The following is a 23,954-nucleotide window of genomic DNA, read 5'->3' as shown; positions in this document are numbered from 1 at the left end:
TCCTTTTCTTGGCCATGCCCCTTATGCCGCACGCTCCCTGTCCACCCCTCGCCGGTCGTAGCGGAACCAGCGGTCTCCGACCCCAACGCGGAGCGTCTCCCCGGTCGGTTCGACCGTCACGGGCGCCTGGGGATCGAGGCCCGGCGACCAATGGGCGGGCAGGGTCAGCGCGGTGATCTCCCGGCCGAACGGCCCCATCACCGGCTGCGCGAAGGTCAGCCGCGCGCCCTCGGCACCCAGGCGGGTGCGGATCGCGGCGCCGTCGTCCGGGAACGCCTCGTCGCCGAACGGGCGGCGCGTGGACAGAAGCACGGCCTTCGCCGCCTGCGCCTTGGCATCGCCGCCCCCCAGGAAGCGTTCCCGATAACCGCGCCAGCGGTCGCCGAGCGCGCCGTGCAGCGCGTCGATCCGGTCCTCGTGCAGGGCGCTTTCGACCAGCAGGCGGTTCTGCTCCGGGATCGTCCATTCCGGGTGCTCGGCGACGAGGCGCCGCGTCAGTTCCAGGACCGACAGGTCCATGTAGACCCCGAACCACGCGCCGTTCGTCTCGAACGCGCCAAGCCCGTTGTCGAAACGCGGGGCCAGCAGCGGCTCCAGCCCGCGCTCCGGGGCCAGCACCACGCAGGACGGCGCGTCGAACCCCGGCGGGCGGCGCAGCCCGGCGCGGCGGTGCAGACGCCCCAGCCGCTGCAACAGGACGTCCACCGGGCAAAGGTCGGTGACGAGGTGATCCGCGTCGATGTCGAGCGACTGTTCCAGCGTCTGCGTTCCCACGACGATCAGCCCGCCCTGGGGCCGTCGGTCGTCGGGGGCCAGAGCCGTTTCCACGGCGTCGTCCAGCGCCTCGCGGTCCTCCACGGCGAAGCGGCTGTGGTGCAGCGCCGGCCCGCCGGCCACCCGCAGCAGCAAGTCGCCGCCGCCCGCCGTCCGGATCGCGTCCCACGTCGCGAGGGCCGCCGTGACGGTGTTGCGGACGACCAGGACCTTCGCGCCGCCACGGGCGGCGGCCAGCGCCAGACCGGCGGCGTGGTCCGGCGACCATCCGGCGTGCAGCGACATCGCGACCGTCTTGCGGCGTGTCCGCGCGCCGTCGCCGCCCGGATCGATCGGCGCCGCCGACCGGCCCGTCCAGACGGCGGGGTAGGGGGCGACGACGGCCGTGGCGAAATCCGGAGCCTGCCCGCCCCCGAGCGACCCGGCCTTGAGCCAGCGGGTGCGCGCCCACGACCCCAGCGTCGCCGACATCAGCAGGGCATGGCCACCCACCCCGAGGTGGTTCTCCAGAAGCCGCGCCTGGACTTCCGTCATGTAGCGGTCGCTCGCGTGCACCTCGTCGATCACCAGCAGGCAGCGGGACAGGCAGGCACCGCGCAGGTGGGCGTGCTTCACCTGAAGGCCCGCCAGCATCGCCTGATCAACCGTCCCCACCGCGACCGGCGCGGCGAGGAAGCGCTTGGCGCTTTCGGCGGCCCAGCGGGCGGCAAGCTCGTCCTCGGCGCGCTCGCCCGCGTCGTCCCAGCGGACCCGCCAATGGGGCAGGGCCTCGCCCTCGGCGTCGCCGACCTTCAGGTATCCCGGAACCGCGAGCACCGCCTTTAGCCCGTCCGGCCCGGTCAGCCGTTCCAGCATGCGGTTCACCCGGCCATGGATCTGGATCGCCGCCGAGCGGGTGGGCAGCGCGACGTAGAGTCCATCCACGGCACCCGCCGCGAACAGCCGGGCGAAGCGCCAGAAGGCCGCCTCGGTTTTGCCGGCCCCAGTTTCGGCTTCCAGAATGGTGAGGCGCTGATCGGCGGTCACCTCCGCGACGGCCCGCTGGTGAGGGGCGGGGGCCGCGAAGCCGGTGATGGTCTCGAAATCCGCACGGTCGGCGGCCAAAGGGCGCAGCGATTCGATGTCGAGGCGTATCCGCAACACCGCTTTGGCGGCCTTCTCGCGGGCCGTCACGATGTAATCGCCGCGGAAATCCTTCTCGAATGTGAAGAAGCGGGTGTCCGATCCCACCCAGTCGGCCAGAGCCACCAGCCCGGCGAACAGGTGCTGGAGTCTGGGGGTGGGGGGCGGGCCGTCGTTGCTTCCGTCGCCTTCGCCGGCAAAAGCGTCGGGAAACCATGCCCGCATCGCCGCTCCCATGATCCGGGCGCCTTCGGCGGGGTCGTAGGTGGCGTTGGGTAGGGTGCAGGGTTCCCAGCCGGCCGTCATCGGCAGCGTGTTCACCGGGCGGCCGTGATGGGCGAGGGAGGCGAGGATGTAGGGATGAGCGTCGTCCCACCACATGGCATCGGACAGGCCCAGCGCTTGCCACAGACGCGCCGGTCCCTGCCGCATCAGCAGCGCCATCCCTTCCGCAAGGTGGCCGCGCAGCGTCAGCCTTTCGTGTCGGGACCGCTCGACAGGCGACCAGCCCTTGGCCTGGAATCCCGGGTGCAGCTTTCCAACGTCGTGGAGAAAAACGATTGCCGCCAGACGCGCCCGATCGCGCGGCGACAGCGGGGCGCCTCCGGCCGCCTTCATCCGTGCGCGGACCACGGGAAGCGCGACGATGGCTTCGAAGCAGGCTGCAACGTCGGCGCAGTGATGCGCGAGATGGTGGCAATCGTCCGATTGATTGCCACGCTTTCCCCATGGGCTGAGATGGTTGACCCTTTTTGGCTCACGCACGGCGGCATGCCTATCAGAAAGCGACGTCGCATCATCGCATTTCAACCGGGGCTATGGCAACGCACGAAGACTTGCTCCACCGCGGAGCGGCGGGGCGGGCTGCGACGGATGTTTGTTTCGCGCAGTCACCGGGATCGCCCGGCCATGCAGTGGTTTATCCCCACATCTGCGGGGGAACCCGCCTTGTGGTCTCTGCTGCCGTAGTGGCTGAGGGTCTATCCCCGCAGGTGCGGGGGAACCGCAGCACCGCCGGCATCACCTCCTCGCTGGGCGGGTCTATCCCCGCAGGTGCGGGGGAACCCGTCACCTCGTAGGTTTCACCGGCCATGAAAGGGGTCTATCCCCGCAGGTGCGGGGGAACCATCCCTCATCAATCGCTTGTCTCTGGCGGAGGGGGTCTATCCCCGCAGGTGCGGGGGAACCACCGTACTAACCCACGCGGGCGCAAGGAAGTGGGGTCTATCCCCGCAGGTGCGGGGGAACCGAGGTGACTCCCGGCATTTTCACGGTCAACGAGGGTCTATCCCCGCAGGTGCGGGGGAACCTATTGCTGTACTTCGTAAGCCACGCTACTTAGGGGTCTATCCCCGCAGGTGCGGGGGAACCGGGCAGGCGCTTTACCTCACGCGGCGGCAGATGGGTCTATCCCCGCAGGTGCGGGGGAACCGATTTCGGCCACCATCGTTAAGAGGGCGACGAGGGTCTATCCCCGCAGGTGCGGGGGAACCTTCGGGACGCCGCTGAAAGCGTACTTGATCTGGGGTCTATCCCCGCAGGTGCGGGGGAACCGGCATATCCATCTCGCAGCCCATCTCAGGCTTGGGTCTATCCCCGCAGGTGCGGGGGAACCGTTCAGGCGGGACCGGACTTCAATGGCCGGCGGGGTCTATCCCCGCAGGTGCGGGGGAACCGGGCCGGTCGAAGACCGCCGACCTCGTGGACTGGGTCTATCCCCGCAGGTGCGGGGGAACCCGCGCCTGGTCGGCCACGGACAGAACCTTGGCGGGTCTATCCCCGCAGGTGCGGGGGAACCTTGGCCGCTTTCTCCATGGATAAGCCGGCGCGGGGTCTATCCCCGCAGGTGCGGGGGAACCCTGTCGTCGTACCGGGTCGTCGGGCTGTCGTAGGGTCTATCCCCGCAGGTGCGGGGGAACCTCTGCCAAGTAACATACTGACTCTGTTCACAATGTCAAAGAACCAGCTGTCGCCGCCGCGGGTTTCGAACGAGGTAGGCGTCGTGCGAGACGACATCTTCAAGCGGAGCGCCAAAACATGCAAGACTGAGGCCGCCATTGGCGATGCTTACAGATAGTTTATCATGACAACGCTCCGGCACAGCGCGTCACGTCAGTCGCTCAAGAAACGAGGCCCCTGAGAAATTCGGCGCGTTGCAAATGCGCCTTGCCAGCTCGCGCCATGAGATAAGGGGCCGGCGAGTGCCGCAGTCGTACCGGGTCCGCGCGCCGTCTGGTCTTCACGGTTCCCCTCGACCATTCACCCGACGCTGCGCTGCGCCTCGATCGCGACGGGCTGGTCCTCGACGCCTTGCGCGCGGCGCTTGCCCGCAACGCCCGGGCCAGCGGCTTCGATGTTGGCGCCGAGCGGCGCTGCGACTGCCCGGACGCGGAGCCGGCGCTGATGAAGAAGCTCGGCAATCTGCAGCGCCGCGTCCCGAACTGGACCGCCGCGTGGGGGTCCGGTTTCATCGAGCGGGCACAGGCCGGTCGGGACGACAACCCCATCGATCCCACGGCAGCCGCCCGGTCACGCGACGCAATGGCTTCGGAAGACCCGAAGCTGGCGGCTTGGTACGCAGCCCATCGCCCGCTGGCCTTCGGCGTTCCCGGGGTGTCGAGCTGGGAGGTCGCCCGAGCGGGCGCGACCGATGCGAAAGCCCTGCGCGACCGCGCCGCCCGCCCTCACGGACTTGCCGTTCTGGCCGACACTGTGGATCGGACCTTCCCCGCTGGAGACGCGGACCTTCTCGTGCACGCCATCCGCGCGCGCGTGGAACGCATGACCGCCGCGATACCACCGGAGCATGCCGGCACACCCACGCAATCACGCCGGGAACGGCGGGACGGGCGTGTCCGCTGCCGGTGTGCATGTGGGTGCTCGAACGGCCAATCCCCGCGTCGCTACGCTGCCTCCATCGTCCATTCTATGAGTTGGAGGCAAGACATGGGACACGGCCGCGGGAACCGCCGGGGAGATGACCGCCGGGGAGATGATCGGCGCGATGACGGGCGTGCGGGGGAGTGTTCCAGCGATGACCGCTCCGCTCGGTCGACCGAGGGCGGAGCGACCGGAACGGTCGAGGCGACCATGGCCGCAGCGCGGAGGATCGCGGCGCACGCGGTCGGAGCGACCGCGACCGGAACGAATGGCGCGATTCTCCGCGCTGCGGCGGAGAGGATCGCGGCAATGGGCGAGATCGTGGGCGAAGAGGCCGAGGGGGTGGAGTCCAGGACTGCAACCGCGTTCATCTGGAAGGCGTCGTCCAAGGCGATCCGCGCTTCAGCGAAGGTCGCGGCGACAAGGCGGCTAATCTAGCCTTCGATCTGGAAACCGTGGTCGAGGCGCCGGATGGCAGACAGAGCCGGGCCTGCCACGAGGTCGTGGTGTGGGACCGGGCGGCCATCGAGGCGAACGGTTTCGTCAACGACGGCGTGCGCCGGTGGCGGTGATCGCCGCCCGCATCGCCGCGCTCTTGTGGGCCGGCAGGTTGTCCATGATCACGACATCGCCCGCTTGCAGCGTCGGGCACAGGACCTGCTCGACGTAAGCCAGGAACCACCGCCCGGTCATCGGCCCATCCAGCACCATCGGTGCTGTGAAGCCGCTCAGGCGCAGACCGGCGACGAAGGTGGTGGTCTTCCAGTGCCCATGCAGGATGCCGGCGCGCAGCCGCTCGCCGCGGGCGCAACGCCCGTACAGGCGGGCCATTTTGGTCGAGGCGCCGGTCTCGTCGAGGAACACCAGCTTGGTCGGATCAAGGTCGGGCTGCGCCTCAAACCACGCCTCCCGTGCCGCGGCGATGTCCGCGCGGTCCTGCTCGGCCGCATGCGCGGTTTTTTTATACGTGATGCCGCGCGCGGCGAAGAAACGCCACAGCGTGCCAATGCTGGCGGACGCGCCGCGCTCCTCACGCAGGCGTGCCTGCAACTCGGCCAAGGTGAGGTGGGGCGTCACCGTGACGAGACCGAGCAAGAACGCCGCATGAGCATCGAGTTTCGAGCCATGCGGCGGGCCTTGACGCCGCGCCGCCGTCTCGCCGGTGCTGCGTGCCCGGCGCACCCACACGATCGCCGTGGCGATGCCAACCTGTTAGCGCGCAGCGGCTTTCCGGGCCGACAGGCCATCCGCCACCGCCTTCAACACGCGATCCCGCAAATCCTGGCTGTAGGCTCGGGTCATGCTGATCCTCCATCCGCCAAGGACGGTGAATCACGCATCCCAGTCGCCGTAAATTCCTCCTGAATCAGTAACTCCTGAAAGGGCTCTAACCAGGCCGGCCGCACACCATGGGAAAGCGATATCGCCGATACGCCGTGTCACCACGAAACCGCCAATCAGCGCTAAATCGGGCGTATCCGTGTGCATATGGTGTGCACCGGAAACTTTTGTGCAAAATTGGAAATCGTGGATTTTCAATGGGTTCGTTTACAACGTACGCACATCCTGTGCACAACGGAACGGAACCCTAGTCAAACCAAAAACGTGAACAAAATCATTGGCTTAAGGTGGCTGGGGCGCCAGGAGCCTGACGTTGCTCCACCATTTCTGTTGCAGATCAAAAGCTTACCCGGTCTGTGCGGTCGGCTTGGGGATGATTGTGGTCCCACATCGTGACCTCGTCAATGGCCACAACGTACCCACATTCCCCTACCGTCGGCCGTAAGCGGTGAGCAGCGCTCCAACGCGCGCATTTCCGTCCCTCGTCATCGGATGTGGGGGGAAACGGCTACGCGACACATAACATCCAGCCACGCCGAATATCAGGGTGGCAATTTGCCTGATGCTGCTCTCCTAGAGGGATGCATATTCACGTATGTATCTCCACTATGCGACATAAAGCAAATTATGAATAACCATAGTGACTTATCAGTGGTGTCTCGCTTAGTCTCTCAGCGGTTGCGCTTCTTGAAGCGCAACCGGAGGGAAGCGCAGGAACGCCAACGTCATGAATCAGCAAGCCTTATCCGCATTCATCTGGTCGGTCGCCGACCTTCTCCGCGGTGACTACAAGCAGTCGGAATACGGGCGGGTGATCCTGCCGCTCACGGTGTTGCGTCGTCTCGACTGCGTGCTGGCCCCGACGAAGGCCGCGGTCCTGGCGGAGTTCGAGGAGAAGAAGAAGCTCGGCATCAACCCGGAGCCGTTCTTGCTGCGCAAGGCCGGGCAGAGCTTCTACAACACGTCGCCGCTCGACCTGAAGACACTGATGGGCGATCAGGACCACATCCGCGAGAACCTGTTCAGCTACGTCGCCGCCTTCTCCCCGGCCGTGCGGGACATCTTCGAGCGGTTCGAGTTCCACGCCCAGGTGGAGCGGCTGGCCAAGGCCGGGCTGCTCTATCAGGTGGTGGAGAAGTTCACACAGGTCGACCTGCACCCGGACGCGGTGGACAACCACCAGATGGGGCTGGTGTTCGAGGAGCTGATCCGCAAGTTCGCCGAACTGTCGAACGAGACAGCCGGTGAGCACTTCACTCCGCGCGAGGTCATCCGCCTCATGGTGAACCTGCTGTTCATTGAGGATGACGAGGCGCTGTCCAAGCCGGGCGTGGTCCGCACCATCTACGACCCCACGGCCGGCACCGGCGGCATGCTGTCCATTGCCGGCGAGTATCTGGCGGAGCACAACCGCAAGGCCCGCCTGACCGTCTTCGGCCAGGAACTGAACCCCGAGTCCTACGCCATCTGCAAGGCGGACATGCTCATCAAGGGGCAGGAGGTGGCCAACATTGTCTTCGGCAACACGCTGTCCGACGACGGGCACCCGCACAAGCGCTTCGACTACATGCTGTCCAATCCGCCCTTCGGCGTGGAATGGAAGAAGGTGGAGAAGGAGGTCCGCAAGGAGCACGAGAGCCAGGGCTACAACGGCCGCTTCGGTCCCGGCCTGCCGCGCGTGTCGGACGGCTCCATGCTGTTCCTGCTGCACCTCATCAGCAAGATGCGCCCGGCGTCGGAGGGCGGCAGCCGTTTCGGCATCGTCCTGAATGGCTCCCCGCTGTTCACCGGCGGAGCAGGCAGCGGCGAGAGCGAAATCCGCCGCTACGTGCTGGAGAACGACCTGCTGGAGGCCATCGTCGGCCTGCCCACGGACATGTTCTACAACACCGGCATCAGCACCTACGTCTGGATTCTGAGCAACCGCAAGCCCGACCACCGCAAGGGCAAGGTCCAGCTCATCGACGCCGGCGGCATGTGGCAGAAGATGCGCAAGAGCCTGGGCAGCAAGCGCAAGGAGCTGTCCGACGCCCACATCGACGAGATCACCCGGCTGTTCGGCGAGTTCGTCGAGGCCGAGGGGGACGGCAAGCCCATCAGCCGCATCTTCCGCAACAGCGACTTCGGCTACCGCACTATTACGGTGGAGCGGCCCGAGCGCGACGCGGCCGACAGGATCGTGCTGGGCACGCGCGGCAAGCAGAAGGGCAGGCCGCAGCCTGACGCCAAGCTGCGCGACACCGAGAACGTGCCGCTGAACGAGGACGTGGACGCCTACTTCAAGCGCGAGGTGCTGCCCCACGCGCCGGACGCCTGGATCGACCACGAGAAGACCAAGGTCGGCTACGAGATCCCCTTCAACCGCCACTTCTACGTCTTCACCCCGCCGCGCCCGCTGGAGGTGATCGACGCCGAGCTGAAGCAGGTCGTCGGCCGCATCAAGGCGATGATCGTGGGGCTGACGGCATGACGTTCCCGGCGTATCCCGAGTACAAGGACAGCGGTGTCGAGTGGCTCGGCAAGGTTCCTGCGCATTGGCGAGTCTGTCGCGTCAAGTCCGTTGCTGATGTCATTAATGGATACCCTTTTGACTCCGGACTGTTCGGTCCGGATGCGCTTTACCCCTTAATTCGTATTCGGGACCTCAATAGGTCTGAAACGGAAATACGGGTTGGTGGAGACTTCGTTGAAGCTGCCAGTGTTACGTCAAGCGATGTTCTCATCGGAATGGATGGCGACTTCAACGTTGGTAGGTGGAATGGGGGTGGGGTAGGGCTTCTGAACCAGCGTATGTGTTGCGTTCGCGGGCAAACTTCTTTGCTGACTCGCATCTTGGAATTCACGCTTCCGTTCCCCCTCAAGGTCATTAACAAAGTTACCTTCTCGACAACGGTCAAGCATTTGTCATCTGCGCAAGTGGAGAAGACGGCGGTAGCGTTTCCTCTCGATGAGCAGGAGCAATCAGCCATCGTCACCTTCCTCGACCGCGAGATTAGCAAGATCGACGCGCTGGTGGCTGAGCAGGAGAAGCTTGTCGACCTCCTGAAGGAGAAGCGGCAGGCGGTCATCTCCCACGCAGTCACCAAGGGCCTCGCCCCGAGCGTCCCGATGAAGGATAGCGGAGTGGAGTGGCTGGGGGAGGTGCCGGGGCACTGGGACGTGGTGCCAGTAAAGCGGCTGGTTCAGTTGGTGACCTCCGGACCGAGAGGTTGGTCAGAATTAGTGGCGGACGAGGGAGCGGTGTTCTTCCAGAGCCAGAACATTGGAGAGGCTATGGAAGTTGTTCTGGATGCTCCCAACAGGCTTGTTCCACCTCAGGATGCGGATGCTGGAAGAGCCCTATTGAAAGGGGATGATGTGGTCATCTGCATCACCGGAGCACGCACCGGAGCTGTTGCCCACGTTCCTTCTGAAATCGAGGAGGCTTACATTAACCAACATGTTTGCCTCTTGCGGCCTTCCTCCACAGTCTTAGGGCGCTTCCTCGCCTTCAGCCTCTATTCCGTTGCGGGTCAAGAGCAGCTTTCCTGCTCGATGTATGGTTTGAAGCAAGGTCTTGGGCTGGAGCAAGTTCGCGCAACGGTGGTGGCTTGTCCGGACGAAGAAGAGCAGCGGCAAATCCTGGCCTTCCTCGATACTGAGGTCGCAAAGTTGGACGCCCTCGATGCTGAAGCTCGCAATGCTATTGGCCTCCTCAAGGAACGCCGTTCCGCTCTTATCTCCGCCGCTGTCACCGGCAAAATCGATGTGCGCGGTCTGGCGAATGATCTCTCTTCGGCTTCGGAGGCACTGGAAAACGCATGAGCCTGCACAAGGAAATCGAGTTCGAGAACGACATTTGCTGTCATCTGACGGCCAGTGGCTGGCTGTACGACCAGAAGGACGCGCCGGACTACGACCGGCAGCGGGCGTTGTTCCCGGCCGATGTCCTTGCCTGGGTGCAGGAGACCCAGCCCAAAGCCTGGGAGGCGCTGGCCAAGAGCCACGGAGGTTCAGCCGGCACGGTTCTGCTCGACCGCATCCGCAAGCAGATGGACGACCGGGGCACGCTGGACGTGCTGCGCGCCGGGGTGGAGCTGCTGGGCCTGCGCCAGCCATTGGCCCTGGCTCAGTTCAAGCCCGCCCTGGCGATGAACCCCGAGCTGCAAGCCCGCTACGCCGCCAACCGGCTGCGGGTGGTGCGACAGGTGCGCTACTCCCAGCACAACGAGAACGCCATTGATCTGGTGCTCTTCCTCAACGGCATCCCGGTTGCGACGGCGGAGCTGAAGAGCGACTTCACCCAGAGTGTCGAGGACGCCGTCGATCAATACCGCTTCGACCGCAACCCGCGACCCAAGGGCCAGGGGATGGCCGAACCGCTGCTGGACTTCCCGCGCGGGGCTCTGGTCCACTTCGCCGTCAGCAACTCCCGCGTTCGCATGACGACGAAGCTGCTGGGCAACGACACCACCTTCCTGCCCTTCGACAAGGGCGACGAGGGCGGGGCCGGCAACCCGCCCAACCCCCACGGGCACCGCACGGCCTACCTGTGGGAAGAGGTCTGGGCGCGCGAAAGCTGGCTGGAAATCCTGGGCCGCTACGTCGTCGCCAAGCGCGACGGCAAGAAGCGAATCACCGCCATCATCTTCCCCCGCTACCACCAGCTTGACGCCACGCGCCGGCTGATGCGGGCCGTCCTGGCGGAGGGACCGGGGCAGAAATACCTGATCCAGCACTCGGCCGGGTCGGGCAAGACCAACTCCATCGCGTGGTCCTCCCACTTCCTGGCCGACCTGCACGACGCCGACCACCGGAAGCTGTTCGACTCGGTGCTGGTGGTCAGCGACCGCACGGTGCTGGACGCCCAGCTTCAGGAAGCAATCTTCAGCTTCGAGCGCACCACCGGGGTCGTCGCGACGATCACCGGCGAGAACCAGAGCAAGAGCGGCGAGCTGGCCAAGGCGCTGTCCGGTGGTAAGAAGATCGTCGTCTGCACCATCCAGACCTTCCCCTTCGCGCTGAAGGCCGTGCGGGAGCTGGCCGCGACGGAGGGCAAGCGCTTCGCCGTGATCGCCGACGAGGCGCACAGCTCCCAGACCGGCGAGGCGGCGTCCAAGCTGAAGCAGGTGCTGTCGGCCGAGGAGCTGGCGGAGCTGTCGGACGGCGGGGAGATTGGCACGGAGGATCTTCTGGCCGCGCAGATGGCAGCGCGGGCCAACGACGCCGGCATCACCTACATCGCCTTCACTGCGACGCCCAAAGCGAAGACGATGGAACTGTTCGGTCGGCGCCCGGACCTGGACAAGCCGGCCGGGAAAGGCAACCTGCCAGCGCCGTTCCACGTCTACTCCATGCGGCAAGCCATTGAGGAGGGCTTCATCCTCGACGTGCTGAAGAATTACACCCCCTACAAGCTGGCCTTCCGGCTGGCCAGCAACGGCCGCGAGTGGGACGAGGCGGAGGTTGAGCGCAGCGAGGCGATGAAGGGCATTCTGGGCTGGGTGCGCCTGCACCCCTACAACATCAGCCAGAAGGTCCAGGTGATCGTGGAGCATTTCCGCGAGAACGTAGCGCCGCTCTTGAACGGACAGGCCAAGGCCATGGTGGTGGTTGCCAGCCGCAAGGAGGCCGTGCGCTGGCAGCTTGCCATTGAGAAGTACATCAAGGCCCAGGACTACAAGATCGGCGCCTTGGTCGCGTTCTCCGGCGAGGTGAAAGATGAGGAGTCCAGCCCGGATCCCCTCACGGAAACCAGCGGGGTGCTGAACCCCAACCTCAACGGCCGCGACATCCGCGAGGCGTTCGCAACGGGCGAGTACCAAATCCTTCTGGTGGCGAACAAGTTCCAGACCGGGTTCGACCAGCCCCTGCTCTGCGGCATGTACGTCGACAAGCGGCTGGCCGGCATTCAGGCGGTGCAGACGCTGTCGCGCCTGAACCGGGCGCACCCCGGCAAGGACACCACCTACGTCCTGGACTTCGTGAACGATCCCGAGGAGATCCTGGCGGCGTTCAAAACCTACCATGACACGGCCGAACTGGCCGGCGTCACCGACCCCAACCTTGTCTACGACCTGCGCGCCAAGCTGGACGACGCCGGCTACTACGACGACCACGAGGTTGACCGGGTGGTGGACGTGGAGATGAACCCGAACGCGATCCAGTCCCAATTGACCGCCGCCCTGGAGCCCGTGGCCGACCGACTGCTGAAGCGCTACAAGATCATGAAGGAGACGGTGGCGGTCGCGCGGGCGTCCAATGATTCCCGGACTGAGAAGGAGGCGCAGGACGAGATCAGCGCCATGGTCCTGTTCAAGCGCAACCTCGGCGCCTTCCTGCGCGTGTATGCCTTCCTGTCGCAGATCTTCGACTACGGCAACACGGCCATCGAGAAGCGGGCGATCTTCTACAAGCGTCTGCTGCCCCTGCTGGCGTTCGGCCGGGAGCGCGACGGCGTCGACCTGACCGCGGTGACGCTGACCCACCACAGCCTGCGGAACCGGGGCAAGCGCACCCAGCCGCTTGGCGATGGCGACAGCCCCAAGTTGGTGCCGATGTCCGAGCCCGGCAGCGGGGAGGTCCACGACAAGGAAAAGGCGCGGCTCAGCGAGATCATCGAGAAGGTGAACGGCCTGTTCGATGGCGAGCTGACCGACGATGACAAGCTGATCTACGTGAACAGCGTGCTCAAAGGGAAGCTGCTGGAGTCTGAGATTCTGATCGAGCAGGCGGCCAACAACACCAAGGAGCAGTTCACCAACTCACCCGACCTCTCGAACGAGTTGCTGAACGCGATCATGGACACGCTGGCCGCCCACACCACCATGAGCAAGCAGGCGCTCGACTCCGACAAGGTGCGCAACGGGCTGCGTGACATTCTTATGGGACCAGCGCAGCTGTACGAGGCCCTGCGTTCGCGGAGCTTCCAACCAGCACATGCGCCGAATTAGAATTGGAGGAAGAATTCTGCTGATATTGTTGGCGAGCTAATAATACCAATCGCTTTGTGCTGGGAGTCGATTGCAGGTCTCGAACCTGTGACTAGAAAACTCTTGTCAAGCCAATCACTTAAGGGAAAATGGGCGGCATCGCGTGGACTGTGGCCAGGGATCGTTGTAGATTTGCTATGATTGCCGAATCGGAGGTCGGGTTCAATACCTTGAAAGGAAGGGCCGGAGTCTCACCCAGCTTGCCGGCTAGCGCGATTAGTCGCGCTGGCCGCTCCCTCGAATCGGGCCATGTTGTCAGCGTGGAGAGTGCGCTATGATAGCCGAAGGCAAAGGAGGCTTGATATGCCCTCGCGTTATCGCATTAGCCGCGCCCGCCAAGGCGGGATGACCGTCCAAGCTCCAGATGATGCGAACTGCACTTCGGAACGAGACTCGGCACAGGCAGAACTGCCGAAGCTCTCAGAGTTTGCCCTGTACTGGCAGGGAATCTTTAGCGCCGCAAAGGACAAGGCGATATTGGAGCTTCATCGCAACGGTATTCCAATTTACACCATCCAAGATGGAAAAATTGTGGAGGTCAAGCTGGACCTCTAGTTTAGAAGATTTATTCACAGTGCTGAGGCCTTCATGTTTCAGTATTTCATTAATTCAAACGATCGCCTAGGGTTTCGGTGTTGAGCTTCTTGGGAATCTCTGGAAGTTATTGAAATGGAGTGGCTTTTGAGTGGAGTTAATATTGCAAATGAATTGCGTAAGAAAGCTGTTCAAAGCGGCTGGGTCACCTTTGACCTTGACCCCTGTATACCTCTAGATAGCTTCGCTCGCCAAATCGGATCATTGATGTATGCTGGCGATGGTCAAGTGGCGACGGCACGCCTACAGCCTCGCGAGGCGGAAAGCGGCAAGCGAAATACTTTGTCAGGACGGTTTGGCCTAGGAGAATTTCCTATGCACACCGATGGTGCAACCATGCCCTTACCGCCGCGATTTGTATTGTTGCGATCTGTTTCTGACGATCATAGTCGGCGCCCTACACTTCTTGCGCATGTAGGGTGGAGTAATGCTAAGTTTCCACTTTATGACAACTTATCATCATCAATGCTTTTGGTAGGGGGGCCTAAGCGATATTTCTACGCACCTATCGTTTCTCAGCCGGCGGGGTATAGGCGGGCATTTATTCGCTTTAATCCTTGTTGTATGAAGCCAATCGGCAACACAGCTTCGGAAAACACGTTTGCGCACGCAACAAGGCTAGCCGAGCATGCCGAGAGAACCTCAGTATTTTGGGAGCGAGGGAGGGCATTGCTGATCGATAACTGGCAGGTCTTGCATGGGCGAGGAATTTCAGAAATAGTAAATGCCGAGGGATTTCGTGTCCTAGAGCGTTGTTTCATCGCATGGAGGGATTATGAGTTGGAATGAAGAGCCTCTGTTTAATAAAGCAAAACTCTATATGCAGAGGGCCTCCGATGAGAATGTTAGTTCTCCTTGGTTTCCTTTTTGGGCTAGCCTATCATTGGAGTTTCTTTGTCGTGCGGCGTTGGCTAAGGTAAGTCCAGTTCTGCTTGCCGATGCATCGGACGTTGATAATATCCTTTATGCTTTGGGATCGAATATCAGTCGATCGCCTAAATCAATTGCGATGGCCGAGGTGGTCCGGCGGTGTATGAAGGTCGTGACACGCTTTGATCAGAAAAAGGCTGAATACGCTTTGAAAATGATCGAGGCTAGGAATGCTGAGCTTCATAGCGGTGAAGTAGTGTTCGAAGCTGCGACGCTCGGCGATTGGCAAGCGAGTCATTACGCTCTTGTCCAAGTTCTTCTTGAGCATCTTGGGCGAACAATGGAAGATTACCTTGGCGCGGGTCTTGCTGCGCGTGCGAAGGGAATGCTTGACGCTCAATCCGCTGAGACGGAAAAATCAGTTAAGCAGAGAATTGCAAATGCAAAAAAATGGTTTGAACAACTTACGGCAGAAGACCAAGAGGAGAATAAGGGGCGCGAAAATAGAGCAGTGGAGCTTGCTGCGCGCCGTGCCCATACCAAGGAATGTATATGTCCGTCTTGCGGCAGTAAGGCTGTTATTGGCGGACAGGTAACCGATCGTGGAGAGCCTAAACTAAGTGAAGACGGAATCTCAATCGAAGTTCGGGTTCTTCCAACAGAATTTCGTTGCTATGTCTGCAATCTTAGAATGAGTGGGTACAATGAGCTTTCGATAGCTGGCTTTGGGCAAATCTATTCGCAGACAGAAATTGAAGACCCTGTTGAGTTTCTCCAAATCGATGTAAACGATTATGTGGAGCCTCCTGAATTTTATGAACGCGATGATTATAATGATGAATAATCGTTGATGCCAAAGAGCTGTGTATTTGATATAATGAAATTTTCCGGGTTTATGTTGCTCATTATGAGCTGGGTGCCAAGTTTGGAAGGTGAGTTTGAGGAAGTGTCTTTTCTGCGCGCCCGGCCGATGCGATATTAACCGGCCGGGCTTATGTGAGGCGCGTCGATTCGGCGTAATATTCAGTATCCTCCGCGCAGCAGGCCACCGGGCCGCATCTGAAGTCGCATCTCTTCGGTCACCAGACCGCGCATCTCGGCTTTGATCTGCCGGCCAATCTGGCCGGCAAGGTCGGCGTTCTGCTCCGGGCTGCCCGAACTGCCATTGACGGTGATGTTGTTGGTGACGTTGATGCTCGTCCCGCCGGTCGCCGTGGCGGCCTTCAGGATGCTGTCGGCGTTATCCATCTGCTCCGGGGTGAAGATGCCCTCACCGCGCTTGGCGATGATCGGGACTTCACCGCGGAGCAAGCCGCCCTCATGGAAGCGCGGGGCTCCGGAGAACAGGCTTATGGGCACGGAGCGCGACGGCATCCCGCCAGCGCCGACGAGGCCGCCCTCGTGATAGATGAAGCCGGTTCCTGGGCCGATCATCGGTACGCCTCCGCCGCCGAAGAGGCTCGCAATGCCCATGATCGCCCTCATCATGAGCTGTTGGGCGAGCCACTTCGCGAAGAAGTCCAGCATGTACTTGGTCATGTTGGAGAACATGGAGCGAACGCCCTCGGTGAGCGTCTGCTGGCCGGTCATCATGCTGGAGATGAAGCCGGCGAACTCTCCGGTGAGGGTATCGATGCCCTCGGCGCGGCTGAGCTGGAGTCGCTCCTCCATGCCGAGGCTGTAGTCATAGTACAGCCGGGCCATGTCCAAATCGGCGCGGGCCTTGTCGTTGGTGAACGTCTCGGCGCGGAACTCCGGCTGAGATAGGCTCGCGGTAAGGGACTCCATCTCCTTCGTGTCGAGGCGGAGCTGGGTGAGCTGGAGCTGGGTTCTGGCGTCCTGCACGGCCTTGTCGTCGTACAACGCCAGCTCGCGGGCGGCGTTCTGGAGCTGCTGAGTGACGGAGAGCTGCGCCTGGAGGCGGAACAGCTTGTCCGTCTCGGCCACGATGGCGGCATCGCCGAGGTGCGCCAGATCAAGCCCGATGCGCTCCTGCTGCTCCTGGACCTTCAGCACCTCGCCCTGAACGGCCTTCCGCGCCAGCTCGGCCTCGGTGAGCGTGAAGAGGCGTTCGCGCTCGTCCATGAGGCCGGCGGCGATCCGCTTCTGTTCGTCGGCCCGGCGGGCAGCGAACTCGGCGCCGCGCTGGTGCATCATCACCAGCGCGTCACCGGCCTTCAGGAAGCTGTCGCGCAACAGGTTCGCCTGCCTCACCGCGGCGCGTAGCTCCTTGTCCATCTGGGCGAGGAGCTTGAGGCGCTCCTCGGCGCCCATGCTGCCGTTGCCGGCGTCACCGAGGTCGATCCCGGTGATCGTCGTCTCTCGGGCTTGCCGGGCCTTGTCGCGGCCTTCCCGGATGCCGGCGAAGGTCGAGGCCGGGTCCGGCAGGGCGAGGCTTGACCACTCCTTGCTTCCCGTCGTCGGGTTGAAGGTCGGCGACGGGATCGGGGTGGCGATGGATTGCGACAAGCCCATGAGCATCGCCCGGCGCTCCTCGGTCGCCGCGATCTCGTCAGAGAGGGCCTTGCGCTGGCCGGCGATCTGCTTCGGGATGGTGCTGCCCTCGGCGACGGCGAAGGGTTTGTTGGCGTCGGCGAGCTGGGCCTTGAGCTGGGTGAGTTGCTTCTCCTCCAGGGCGAGCCGCTCCTTGACGACGGCCTGCCGGCGGTCGTCCGTCACCTTGCCGTCGATCACGCTGCTACCGTCGATGGCGAGGCGCGAGAAGTCTTCGCCGAAGGCCCGGTCGTAGTTGTCGCGGGTGAAGAAGCGCCCGATGCCGGAGCTGTTCGCCTCCTTGTACCATCCCGCCACATCGCCCTTCATGAGCGCCTCCAGGCCGGCGAGGGCGCTGCCGCCCTCCTTGATCGCGGCCAGCGCGGCGATGATCTGGAGAGGCTTGGCGCCGAGGAGCATCGCGCCGAGGATGCCGTACTGCTTCACCACGTCGGGCAGGCTGTTGTAAGCGCTCAGGGCCTCGGAGAACACGCCCCCGGTCAGCTTGCCGATGTTCTCCACCAGCGGCGCCACGGCGTTCCAGGTGCCGACGAACGCTTGGGCGATGGCCTCGGCATCGTCGATCAGCGCGTCCCCGATGCCATCGCCGTTGCGGCGCGCGTCTTGGACGATCTGGGCGAAGGTGGCGTTGAACTGAGCGGCCATGCCGGCGAGGGCGTCATTGATGCCGGAATCGACCATGAGGCCGCCAACCTCGGTGCGCCAGATCGTCTTGAAGTTCTGGAGCTGCCCGGTGAAGCTCGCGGCGAGTAGCGAGCCGAACCCCTGGAACTCTTTGGCGCCCTTGGCCCACGCCTCGAAGAACTGGTCGGCGCTCACCTTGCCCTTCTTCGTCAGGTTCATGAGTTCCTGAGTCGTCACGCCGAGGCCGCGCGCAGTGATCTGCATGGCGAGGGGGAGATGCTCGCCCATCTGCTGCTTCAGCTCCTCCAGGTAGAGCTGTCCCTTGCCGCCAACCTGCGACATGGCGTTGAAGACCTTGTTCAAGCCGTCCGCCGACACGCCCATGGCGGCGCCCGCGCCGATGGTGCCCTTGATGCCTTCCCGAAGGTCGGCGAGCGACACGCCCGCGCCGTGCGCCGTCGTGGCGAGCTTCACCCACGCCTTGCTCAAGCCGTCGAAGTCGGCGCCGGTTTCCAAGGCGGTCTTGCTGAGCCACTCGAACTGTTCAGCCGCGGTGGTCGTCTCGCGGCCTGTCCGGTTCACCGACGAGGCGACCAGTTCCAGGCGCCGCTGGAGGGCAATCATGCTCTCGCCGGCATCCACGGCGTTCTTGGTGACGGTGGCGAGCGCCAGCGTGCCGATGACAGCATTGAGGCCGGCGAAGCTCCGGGTCAGGTTGGTGACGCTGCCCGTCCCGATCCTGCCGATCTGGCGCTGGAACGCGGCGAGGTCGCGCTCGGCGGTGCGGATGCCGGCGCGGAAGCTGCGGGTGTCGAGGTCGAGGGTAGCGACGACGGAACCGGCGTTGATGCTCATGGTGTGATCCTGCGGATAGCGGCGGCGATGCGACGGGCGAGCGCGGGGCCGCAATCCTGGAGAGCCCGTTCGAGAAACTTCCAGCCGACTCCCTCGCCCTGGTGCGGGGGGCCGGCGTTCTTGGCGCTGCTGACCGGGCCGAGGTTGTACGGGCGTCCGGTTGGCGGCAGGCCCTCATGCATAGGGATGCTGTAATCCTCGCCCGTCACCTGATTGATAGCCGGGCCGGCGGACACGGCGACGGTGAGCCGGTCGCCGTTGTCGGTGGCGATCTGGGTGCGGTGGCTGGCCTCCAGCTCGCCGGTCAGCTCCGGGGCGCGGGCGCGGCTGGTCTGCTCCACATCACGCGCGACGATGACGGCCTCGGCCTTGGCGGCGCTGATGATCTGCCGGGCCGCCGCGTCGAGGGTGAGCCGGGCGAGGTCGAGCTTCAATCTGGTCTGCATCATGCGACCTCCCGGATGGCGGCCAGCGCTTCGGGGTGCTGCTGCGCGTGCTGGAGGAGACTGGCGATCAGCGCTTCGGCGGTGCGCCCCGGTGGGGCGCCAATGCGCACGGCCAGCGCGCGGAGGCCGGCGGCGCCGCGGGCGCTGGCGATGGACTGGAGCGGGACGCGGAGCGCCTCCAGGTCGTCCGCCTGGAGGGCCGGGGCGGGGTCGTCGGGGTCGTCAACCGGGTCTAGCGCCTCCAGCTCATCCGGGTCGTCCTCCCGGTCAAGCGAGTCCTGGTGCGCGCGCGCCTGCTCCTCGCTCATGATGTTGATGTCGAAGGCTTCCAACTCGGCGTGCTCGTCGTCGAGGAAGCCGAGGCGGCTCAGCACGTCGAGCGATCCGGCGACCGCGGCGGCGGCGGCCTTCAGTGCCGAGGCGCCAAGGTGCGACGTCTGGCCCCGCGAGAGCTTCTCGGCCTCGACCAGTACGCCCAAGACCGCGTTGGCGGCGGTGATCCGGGCGTGCTGGGCGAGAGCTTCGGCCTGCTCCTCAAAGGGAACCGTCGCCAGGGCCGGCTGGAGCGTCGTGGGTGCGTTCTGCGAGTTGGCGGGTGCCGAGGTGGCCAGCGAGGGTTCCGACGCACCACGGCGAATCCCGCGGCGGCGGAGCGCGGCGGAAACGGCTTGCTTACTGACGCCCGCGGTCGCGGCGAGGTCGTCGAGCGTCTTGCGCCCGTCGCGGTACGCCTCGATGTCGTCAGCCGGGATGTCCGCGAACGCCATGGTCGGCCCCTACGAGCGGCGATGGGCGCGCTTGAGGGCGAGCGCGATCCGGCTCACTCCGCGCACGCTGTCACGCTGCTGGCGCTGTTCCGCGGCGGCGATGATGCCGGCGCGCTCCTTGGCGCGGAGTTCGCCCAAGCGGTCGATCTCCCGGTCGGTGAGCGTGTCGTCTCCCCCGGCCAGCGCGCGGTCGAGCTTGGCCTTGAGGTCGTCGAGCTGGTCCTGGTCGGCTTTCGAGAGCGTCATCATCCCCACTCCTGCATCTGAGTCTTGAGGGTGGCCTCCAGCTCGGCCATTGCGCGGTCCAACTCCGGGTTCGGTTTGGGGCGGGGTATGAGCCGAACGAGCACGTCGGCGGCCTCCTGCTCGATCAGGCGGGACATGCGGCGCCACTCCAGCGGTGTGAGCTTCGTCCCGGTGTCCACCTGATAAGCGATGCGCAACAGGTCGTCTTGCAGCTCGGCGCCGGCGCCGGGCGTGATGCCGGCGCGGGCGACCAGATTATGAATCTGCTGGCGGGATCGCCGGAAGGCGAATGCCAACAGGCCCACAGGGACGATGCCGCACTCCGCCCGGATATAGCGCAAGACCGCGCGGACCAGCGGCGACAGGTAGCGGGGCGCCGTCATTGGGCCAGCGCCTTCAGCTTCAGCCCGGCGGCCTGCATGCGGGCCAGGGCTGCGGCGGCCTCGGCCTCGGCTTGGATGAACTCCTGAATCACCGGCAAGGCGCGCGACAGGTCGCGCTGGAGCTTCATCGAGGCGAGGCGCGCGAGGGTTTCGGGCGCGTCCAGCCGGGCGAGCGCAGCCTGGAGGTCGGCGAGCGCCTTCTCGGCGATCCCGCGGGTCTTGCCGATGGTGGCGAGCGCCTTCTCGTGAGCGTCGAGCGCGGCCTGGATGGGGGTGCGGTCCAGACCCTCGCAGCGGTCGATCCACCTGGAGAGCGCGTCGGCGTCCTTCAGCGCGGTCGAGGCCGGCGGCTGCTCGGCGGCCAGCGCGGCGGCCTGCCCGACGTAGGCTTCGATCACCTCGCGGTCGCCGGTCGGGTCCACCGGCAGCTCGGCCAGCTTCACCGCGTCGGCGACGAGCGCCTTCAGGTCGGCGGTGCGCTTGGCGTAGCCGGTGTTGAAGGTCGTCAGCTCGGCGACGGCCTCGCTCACCAAGCCAGCGAGCTGGTCGGCGGCCTCGGTCGCCGTCAGCGCCTCGCAGCCGACGCGCACGCGCCAGCTCGCGAGCTGCGACGACGGGACGGGTTGCAGGCCGATGCCGGCGACGAACGGCACGCCCTCGAAGAAGTGATGGGCGCTCGTCGTGCCGATGATGGGCGACTTGGCGAAGTTCATGATCCGCTCCAGGGTGGTATTCCTGGAGCGAATTTTAGGTGTCGACTTGTCAGAAGTCAAATCGCCGACTGAGAATTGCGCTATTAATACTGCGAATCAACCAGCGTTAGTTCACGGATGAATAAATAAATGGAAACCTTATCTCTTTCATTTCCTTGTTTTGATTTTGTCGCTCAACAAGCGCTGCTGCGCCTTCGTGACGAAGGGCTTGATCGCCTCGGCGTTCGCCTCGCTCGGCTCGACGCCGAACTGGTACTGCTCGTTCAGCAGGGTGATGATCTTCTGGCACTCGGCGGGGCGCCAGTTGTCGCCGGGGCGGGTGACGAGCGGCTTGGAGAGGTCGCCCTTCGTCCAGGCCTTGATCGCGTCGGCGATGATCTGAACGTGCTGGTCGGCGTAGAGCGGCGCCAAGGAGGCCGCCGGCTGCTCGACCTGGGGCGCGGCCTCCTGGTCGATGACTCCCGCCGGGCCGGCGGGAGTCTCGGAAGGGCCGGGCGGCAGGCAGACGGAAGCCGGGTGCGGCGCAGCCGCACCCAAGGTCGAGCCGGCGGGTTGCTCCTCGCCCTTTAGGCCGGAGGATTCCCCACTCCCTTCCTCCGGTCCCGAAATCTCGGGTGCCGCCAGGGAGCGCAGCGACCCGGCGGCACTCAACTTATAAGTCATATCTCCTGAAGCTTCATCATTCCCTTCAATCTTCCCTTCTACGTTACCTTCTCCGTTACGCGGCACTATGTGCAGGGGTGGGTGAACTATGTGCAGAGGGGGGTGAACTATATTCAGGGGGGTCTGCACACTGTGCAGGGGGGTGGCGGAGGGCTGGCGCTTCAGCAGCTCGGGCTTCAGCTTGGAGATGTTCAGTTCCCCCGGCTCCTCACTGTCGAACTGCACGCACCATTCCGGGAAGGTCAGCCGGTAGAGGTTCGACAGGGTATGAATGCCCTTCCCCCGGCCAGTCTTCGTAATCAGACTGACTGAGATAAGCCACCGGAGGGCCTTGCGGACCATCGTGGACGACACGCACGCATCCCTGCTGAGCTTCGCGACGCTGGGGTAGCAGGTGCCCTTGTCGGTGTTGTAGTGGCGCGCCAGCCGGGCCGCGACGGCGACCACCGCGCCCGATGCCGGGGGATGACCGGCCCTTTCGGCGAACGGGATGCAGTCGAGCCACAGCCACAACTGGGGCCAGTTGGTCGGCTGGATTGCCTCCCAATCCTCCGGTGAACTAGTATCGCTCCCGTTGATCGAGAGAGGTTTTGAAACTTCAAAAGCACTCATAGCCTTGCACTCCAGGTTAGGTGGAGCGCAGGGAGCCATTGCGCGACAGCAATCCGGGCGATATACTCGCCTCAATCATCATCAATCGGTGATGTCGCAGCGTGGTGCCGCTGCGCAGAAGAGGGCAGCCCTGGCCGGCTGCCTTTTTCATTTGTACGGTAGGGTGGTCACGGTCATCAAGTTCTATCGGGACTCCCGTACTCCCGGCTGTCGCGAAATTCCTGAATTTCCTTCTCTTGAGCTTCGGTCCTGCCTTTCCCGGCGTTCGTCGTAAGCGGGGCCGTCGGTTGAACGGCGCGTGTGAGGACAAAGGCCATTTCCTCGTGCTTCATGCGGAGTTGTCGGACCTCCTCCTTGAGCTGGTCGACCTCAGCGCGTAGGTCGGTTCCTTCGAGTGGCGGTTTGCCACCTTCCTGCGAGAGCGCGGCCTCCAGCGCACGAGTCACCCACCCGCCGAGCGTCATGCCGCTTGCCTTTGCGGCGGCCGAGACACGTTCGGCGAGGTCCGCCGAAATGCCTCGAACGCCCCACTGCGAAAGCTTCCTGTCCTCCATGGTATCTCCCATAGCGCGTTGATGCGCAATTGCGTCGCGAATGCTTAACACGAGGCTTGACATTAGGCAAGCCATGAGCGATACGCTTTTGCGACGCAAATGTACAGCGCACGCTAAACACAGGGGGTACAACATGTTCATGGATAAGCATCAGCGCGCGGCGCTGAGAATGATCGCGGCGGGGCAGACGCCGCCGTTGTCGGTCGTGATGGGCGCGATCCGGTACGACTATGACTGGGTCGGCGATGTGGGAAGCGAAGGTGTCGCTCAATTCGCGGCTCGTGTGGCTTTGTCCAACATGTCGGAGGGCGCGAAGCGGGTCGCATTCGGGATTGCTCACTGCATAGTGGACCCGGCGACTTTGGAAGGTTCCGGTTCGTTCACGGAACTTGCTCAGGTGGCCGATATGTCGGTCACGACGCTCAAGAAGTATCTGCCCGAGGTTAGAGCTTCCGGTCTGGTCACGATCACGCACATGCATGCGCCCAATGGCAAGACCTTGCCGAACCACTACCGCTTGAATGGGGTGGTTCCTTCGACCCTCGCCGAATTGGAGAAAAGATTGAAAAATTTGGAAGAGCGCTGGCGTAAATAGGGCTGGAAGCCCTGCGAGCACCAGCCAAGAACGTCAAGTTTCCGGCGGCAATGGTAGTCGTGCGCGCGTTGACCGATTTCCGTCCTCTAACAAAGAGGCGAAGGGATCCTCGCTCAACACTGTCTGGTTTTTTTATCTCAGTGAAAACCTGAAGAGAAAATAAGTGAGCGCTTACAAGTATCGAGTAAGCGCTCACTTATTTTAGAACATCGTGATGTGCGGTAAATAGCTCTTGTTCAATGGATGGCAGGAGCGATAGCAAGAACATCAATCAACTGCCACATAAAGGAATGCGAGTATGACTTGCCTTGTGATCCGGCTGACCGACACGAGCCTTGATGATCTTCCTCTTACGGAGCGGTTGAAAGCCTTCGCGCTGCGGCTGAGTGAAGGTGTTCAGTCAACGTGTAGCGCGGAAGTCCTCACCATT

The 23,954-nt window shown here is 63.7% G+C and carries 17 protein-coding genes, 1 pseudogene and 1 CRISPR repeat array; of the genes and pseudogenes, 8 read left to right on the top strand and 10 right to left on the bottom strand.

The window, feature by feature from the left end:
• Positions 1–21 precede the first annotated feature (21 nt).
• Entirely contained in the window at positions 22–2,661 is a 2,640-nt protein-coding gene (gene cas3, locus ABVN73_RS18775; protein ID WP_353859777.1) for a CRISPR-associated helicase Cas3', read from the bottom strand.
• Between the two features lie 150 nt (positions 2,662–2,811).
• Positions 2,812–3,816: a CRISPR direct-repeat array (repeat unit 29 nt; unit sequence GGGTCTATCCCCGCAGGTGCGGGGGAACC).
• A 483-nt stretch (positions 3,817–4,299) separates the two neighbouring features.
• Here cas3 and ABVN73_RS18770 point away from each other — a divergent pair.
• Positions 4,300–5,214, top strand: a complete 915-nt coding sequence (locus tag ABVN73_RS18770) for a hypothetical protein (RefSeq protein ID WP_353859776.1) — start codon at positions 4,300–4,302, stop codon at positions 5,212–5,214.
• A gap of 114 nt (positions 5,215–5,328) precedes the next feature.
• Here ABVN73_RS18770 and ABVN73_RS18765 read toward each other — a convergent pair.
• Positions 5,329–6,078, bottom strand: a pseudogene (locus tag ABVN73_RS18765) (IS630 family transposase); the annotation flags it as partial.
• 766 nt (positions 6,079–6,844) lie between these two features.
• On the opposite strand from ABVN73_RS18765, the gene ABVN73_RS18760 reads away from it, so the two are divergent.
• From ABVN73_RS18760 to ABVN73_RS18735, 6 genes are all read left to right on the top strand, one after another.
• Positions 6,845–8,587, top strand: a complete 1,743-nt coding sequence (locus ABVN73_RS18760; protein WP_353859775.1) for a class I SAM-dependent DNA methyltransferase — start codon at positions 6,845–6,847, stop codon at positions 8,585–8,587.
• Complete coding sequence (locus ABVN73_RS18755; RefSeq protein WP_353859774.1) at positions 8,584–9,921, top strand: restriction endonuclease subunit S; 1,338 nt, start codon at positions 8,584–8,586, stop codon at positions 9,919–9,921. Before ABVN73_RS18760 ends, ABVN73_RS18755 begins: the two co-directional genes overlap by 4 nt.
• Positions 9,918–13,049 carry a type I restriction endonuclease gene (locus tag ABVN73_RS18750; RefSeq protein WP_353859773.1) on the top strand — a complete coding sequence of 1,044 codons (3,132 nt, stop codon included), beginning with the start codon at positions 9,918–9,920 and terminating at the stop codon, positions 13,047–13,049. Before ABVN73_RS18755 ends, ABVN73_RS18750 begins: the two co-directional genes overlap by 4 nt.
• Before the next feature lie 342 nt (positions 13,050–13,391).
• Positions 13,392–13,643 (top strand): hypothetical protein, encoded by a 252-nt coding sequence (locus ABVN73_RS18745; protein WP_353859772.1) that lies wholly within the window; start codon positions 13,392–13,394, stop codon positions 13,641–13,643.
• Between the two features lie 114 nt (positions 13,644–13,757).
• Positions 13,758–14,471, top strand: a complete 714-nt coding sequence (locus tag ABVN73_RS18740) for a hypothetical protein (RefSeq protein ID WP_353859771.1) — start codon at positions 13,758–13,760, stop codon at positions 14,469–14,471.
• Complete coding sequence (locus ABVN73_RS18735; RefSeq protein WP_353859770.1) at positions 14,458–15,396, top strand: hypothetical protein; 939 nt, start codon at positions 14,458–14,460, stop codon at positions 15,394–15,396. Before ABVN73_RS18740 ends, ABVN73_RS18735 begins: the two co-directional genes overlap by 14 nt.
• A gap of 179 nt (positions 15,397–15,575) precedes the next feature.
• Here ABVN73_RS18735 and ABVN73_RS18730 read toward each other — a convergent pair whose 3' ends face one another.
• From ABVN73_RS18730 to ABVN73_RS18695, 8 genes are all read right to left on the bottom strand, one after another.
• Positions 15,576–18,545 carry a tape measure protein gene (locus tag ABVN73_RS18730; protein ID WP_353859769.1) on the bottom strand — a complete coding sequence of 990 codons (2,970 nt, stop codon included), beginning with the start codon at positions 18,543–18,545 and terminating at the stop codon, positions 15,576–15,578.
• A complete protein-coding gene (locus tag ABVN73_RS18725; RefSeq protein ID WP_353859768.1) occupies positions 18,542–18,994 on the bottom strand; it encodes a hypothetical protein in 453 nt (150 codons plus the stop codon). The genes ABVN73_RS18730 and ABVN73_RS18725 overlap by 4 nt, the downstream gene beginning before the upstream one ends.
• Positions 18,991–19,758 (bottom strand): hypothetical protein, encoded by a 768-nt coding sequence (locus ABVN73_RS18720; protein WP_353859767.1) that lies wholly within the window; start codon positions 19,756–19,758, stop codon positions 18,991–18,993. Before ABVN73_RS18720 ends, ABVN73_RS18725 begins: the two co-directional genes overlap by 4 nt.
• Before the next feature lie 9 nt (positions 19,759–19,767).
• Entirely contained in the window at positions 19,768–20,007 is a 240-nt protein-coding gene (locus ABVN73_RS18715; RefSeq protein WP_353859766.1) for a hypothetical protein, read from the bottom strand.
• A complete protein-coding gene (locus ABVN73_RS18710) occupies positions 20,004–20,387 on the bottom strand; it encodes a hypothetical protein (protein ID WP_353859765.1) in 384 nt (127 codons plus the stop codon). Before ABVN73_RS18710 ends, ABVN73_RS18715 begins: the two co-directional genes overlap by 4 nt.
• Positions 20,384–21,100: a hypothetical protein gene (locus ABVN73_RS18705; protein WP_353859764.1), complete on the bottom strand. Its 717-nt coding sequence runs from the start codon at positions 21,098–21,100 to the stop codon at positions 20,384–20,386. The genes ABVN73_RS18710 and ABVN73_RS18705 overlap by 4 nt, the downstream gene beginning before the upstream one ends.
• A 147-nt stretch (positions 21,101–21,247) precedes the next feature.
• On the bottom strand, positions 21,248–22,375 hold the full coding sequence (locus ABVN73_RS18700; RefSeq protein ID WP_353859763.1) for a helix-turn-helix domain-containing protein: 1,128 nt from the start codon (positions 22,373–22,375) through the stop codon (positions 21,248–21,250).
• 176 nt (positions 22,376–22,551) lie between these two features.
• Positions 22,552–22,929 carry a hypothetical protein gene (locus ABVN73_RS18695; protein ID WP_353859762.1) on the bottom strand — a complete coding sequence of 126 codons (378 nt, stop codon included), beginning with the start codon at positions 22,927–22,929 and terminating at the stop codon, positions 22,552–22,554.
• Positions 22,930–23,062: 133 nt separating this feature from the next.
• Here ABVN73_RS18695 and ABVN73_RS18690 point away from each other — a divergent pair, with 133 nt between their 5' ends.
• Entirely contained in the window at positions 23,063–23,524 is a 462-nt protein-coding gene (locus tag ABVN73_RS18690; protein ID WP_353859761.1) for a hypothetical protein, read from the top strand.
• Positions 23,525–23,954: the final 430 nt, after the last annotated feature.

Source organism: Azospirillum formosense, from assembly GCF_040500525.1.
Classification (GTDB): Bacteria; Pseudomonadota; Alphaproteobacteria; order Azospirillales; family Azospirillaceae; genus Azospirillum; species Azospirillum formosense_A.
This window is presented reverse-complemented; position numbering and strand designations above follow the sequence as displayed.

Bases quoted from the DNA above. Each gene is read 5' to 3' on its own strand.
- ABVN73_RS18770 (WP_353859776.1), top strand. From the start codon at position 4,300: ATGAAGAAGCTCGGCAATCTGCAGCGCCGCGTCCCGAACTGGACCGCC.
- ABVN73_RS18760 (WP_353859775.1), top strand. From the start codon at position 6,845: ATGAATCAGCAAGCCTTATCCGCATTCATCTGGTCGGTCGCCGACCTT.
- ABVN73_RS18755 (WP_353859774.1), top strand. From the start codon at position 8,584: ATGACGTTCCCGGCGTATCCCGAGTACAAGGACAGCGGTGTCGAGTGG.
- ABVN73_RS18750 (WP_353859773.1), top strand. From the start codon at position 9,918: ATGAGCCTGCACAAGGAAATCGAGTTCGAGAACGACATTTGCTGTCAT.
- ABVN73_RS18745 (WP_353859772.1), top strand. From the start codon at position 13,392: ATGCCCTCGCGTTATCGCATTAGCCGCGCCCGCCAAGGCGGGATGACC.
- ABVN73_RS18740 (WP_353859771.1), top strand. From the start codon at position 13,758: ATGGAGTGGCTTTTGAGTGGAGTTAATATTGCAAATGAATTGCGTAAG.
- ABVN73_RS18735 (WP_353859770.1), top strand. From the start codon at position 14,458: ATGAGTTGGAATGAAGAGCCTCTGTTTAATAAAGCAAAACTCTATATG.
- ABVN73_RS18730 (WP_353859769.1), bottom strand. From the start codon at position 18,545: ATGAGCATCAACGCCGGTTCCGTCGTCGCTACCCTCGACCTCGACACC.
- ABVN73_RS18725 (WP_353859768.1), bottom strand. From the start codon at position 18,994: ATGATGCAGACCAGATTGAAGCTCGACCTCGCCCGGCTCACCCTCGAC.
- ABVN73_RS18720 (WP_353859767.1), bottom strand. From the start codon at position 19,758: ATGGCGTTCGCGGACATCCCGGCTGACGACATCGAGGCGTACCGCGAC.
- ABVN73_RS18715 (WP_353859766.1), bottom strand. From the start codon at position 20,007: ATGATGACGCTCTCGAAAGCCGACCAGGACCAGCTCGACGACCTCAAG.
- ABVN73_RS18710 (WP_353859765.1), bottom strand. From the start codon at position 20,387: ATGACGGCGCCCCGCTACCTGTCGCCGCTGGTCCGCGCGGTCTTGCGC.
- ABVN73_RS18705 (WP_353859764.1), bottom strand. From the start codon at position 21,100: ATGAACTTCGCCAAGTCGCCCATCATCGGCACGACGAGCGCCCATCAC.
- ABVN73_RS18700 (WP_353859763.1), bottom strand. From the start codon at position 22,375: ATGAGTGCTTTTGAAGTTTCAAAACCTCTCTCGATCAACGGGAGCGAT.
- ABVN73_RS18695 (WP_353859762.1), bottom strand. From the start codon at position 22,929: ATGGAGGACAGGAAGCTTTCGCAGTGGGGCGTTCGAGGCATTTCGGCG.
- ABVN73_RS18690 (WP_353859761.1), top strand. From the start codon at position 23,063: ATGTTCATGGATAAGCATCAGCGCGCGGCGCTGAGAATGATCGCGGCG.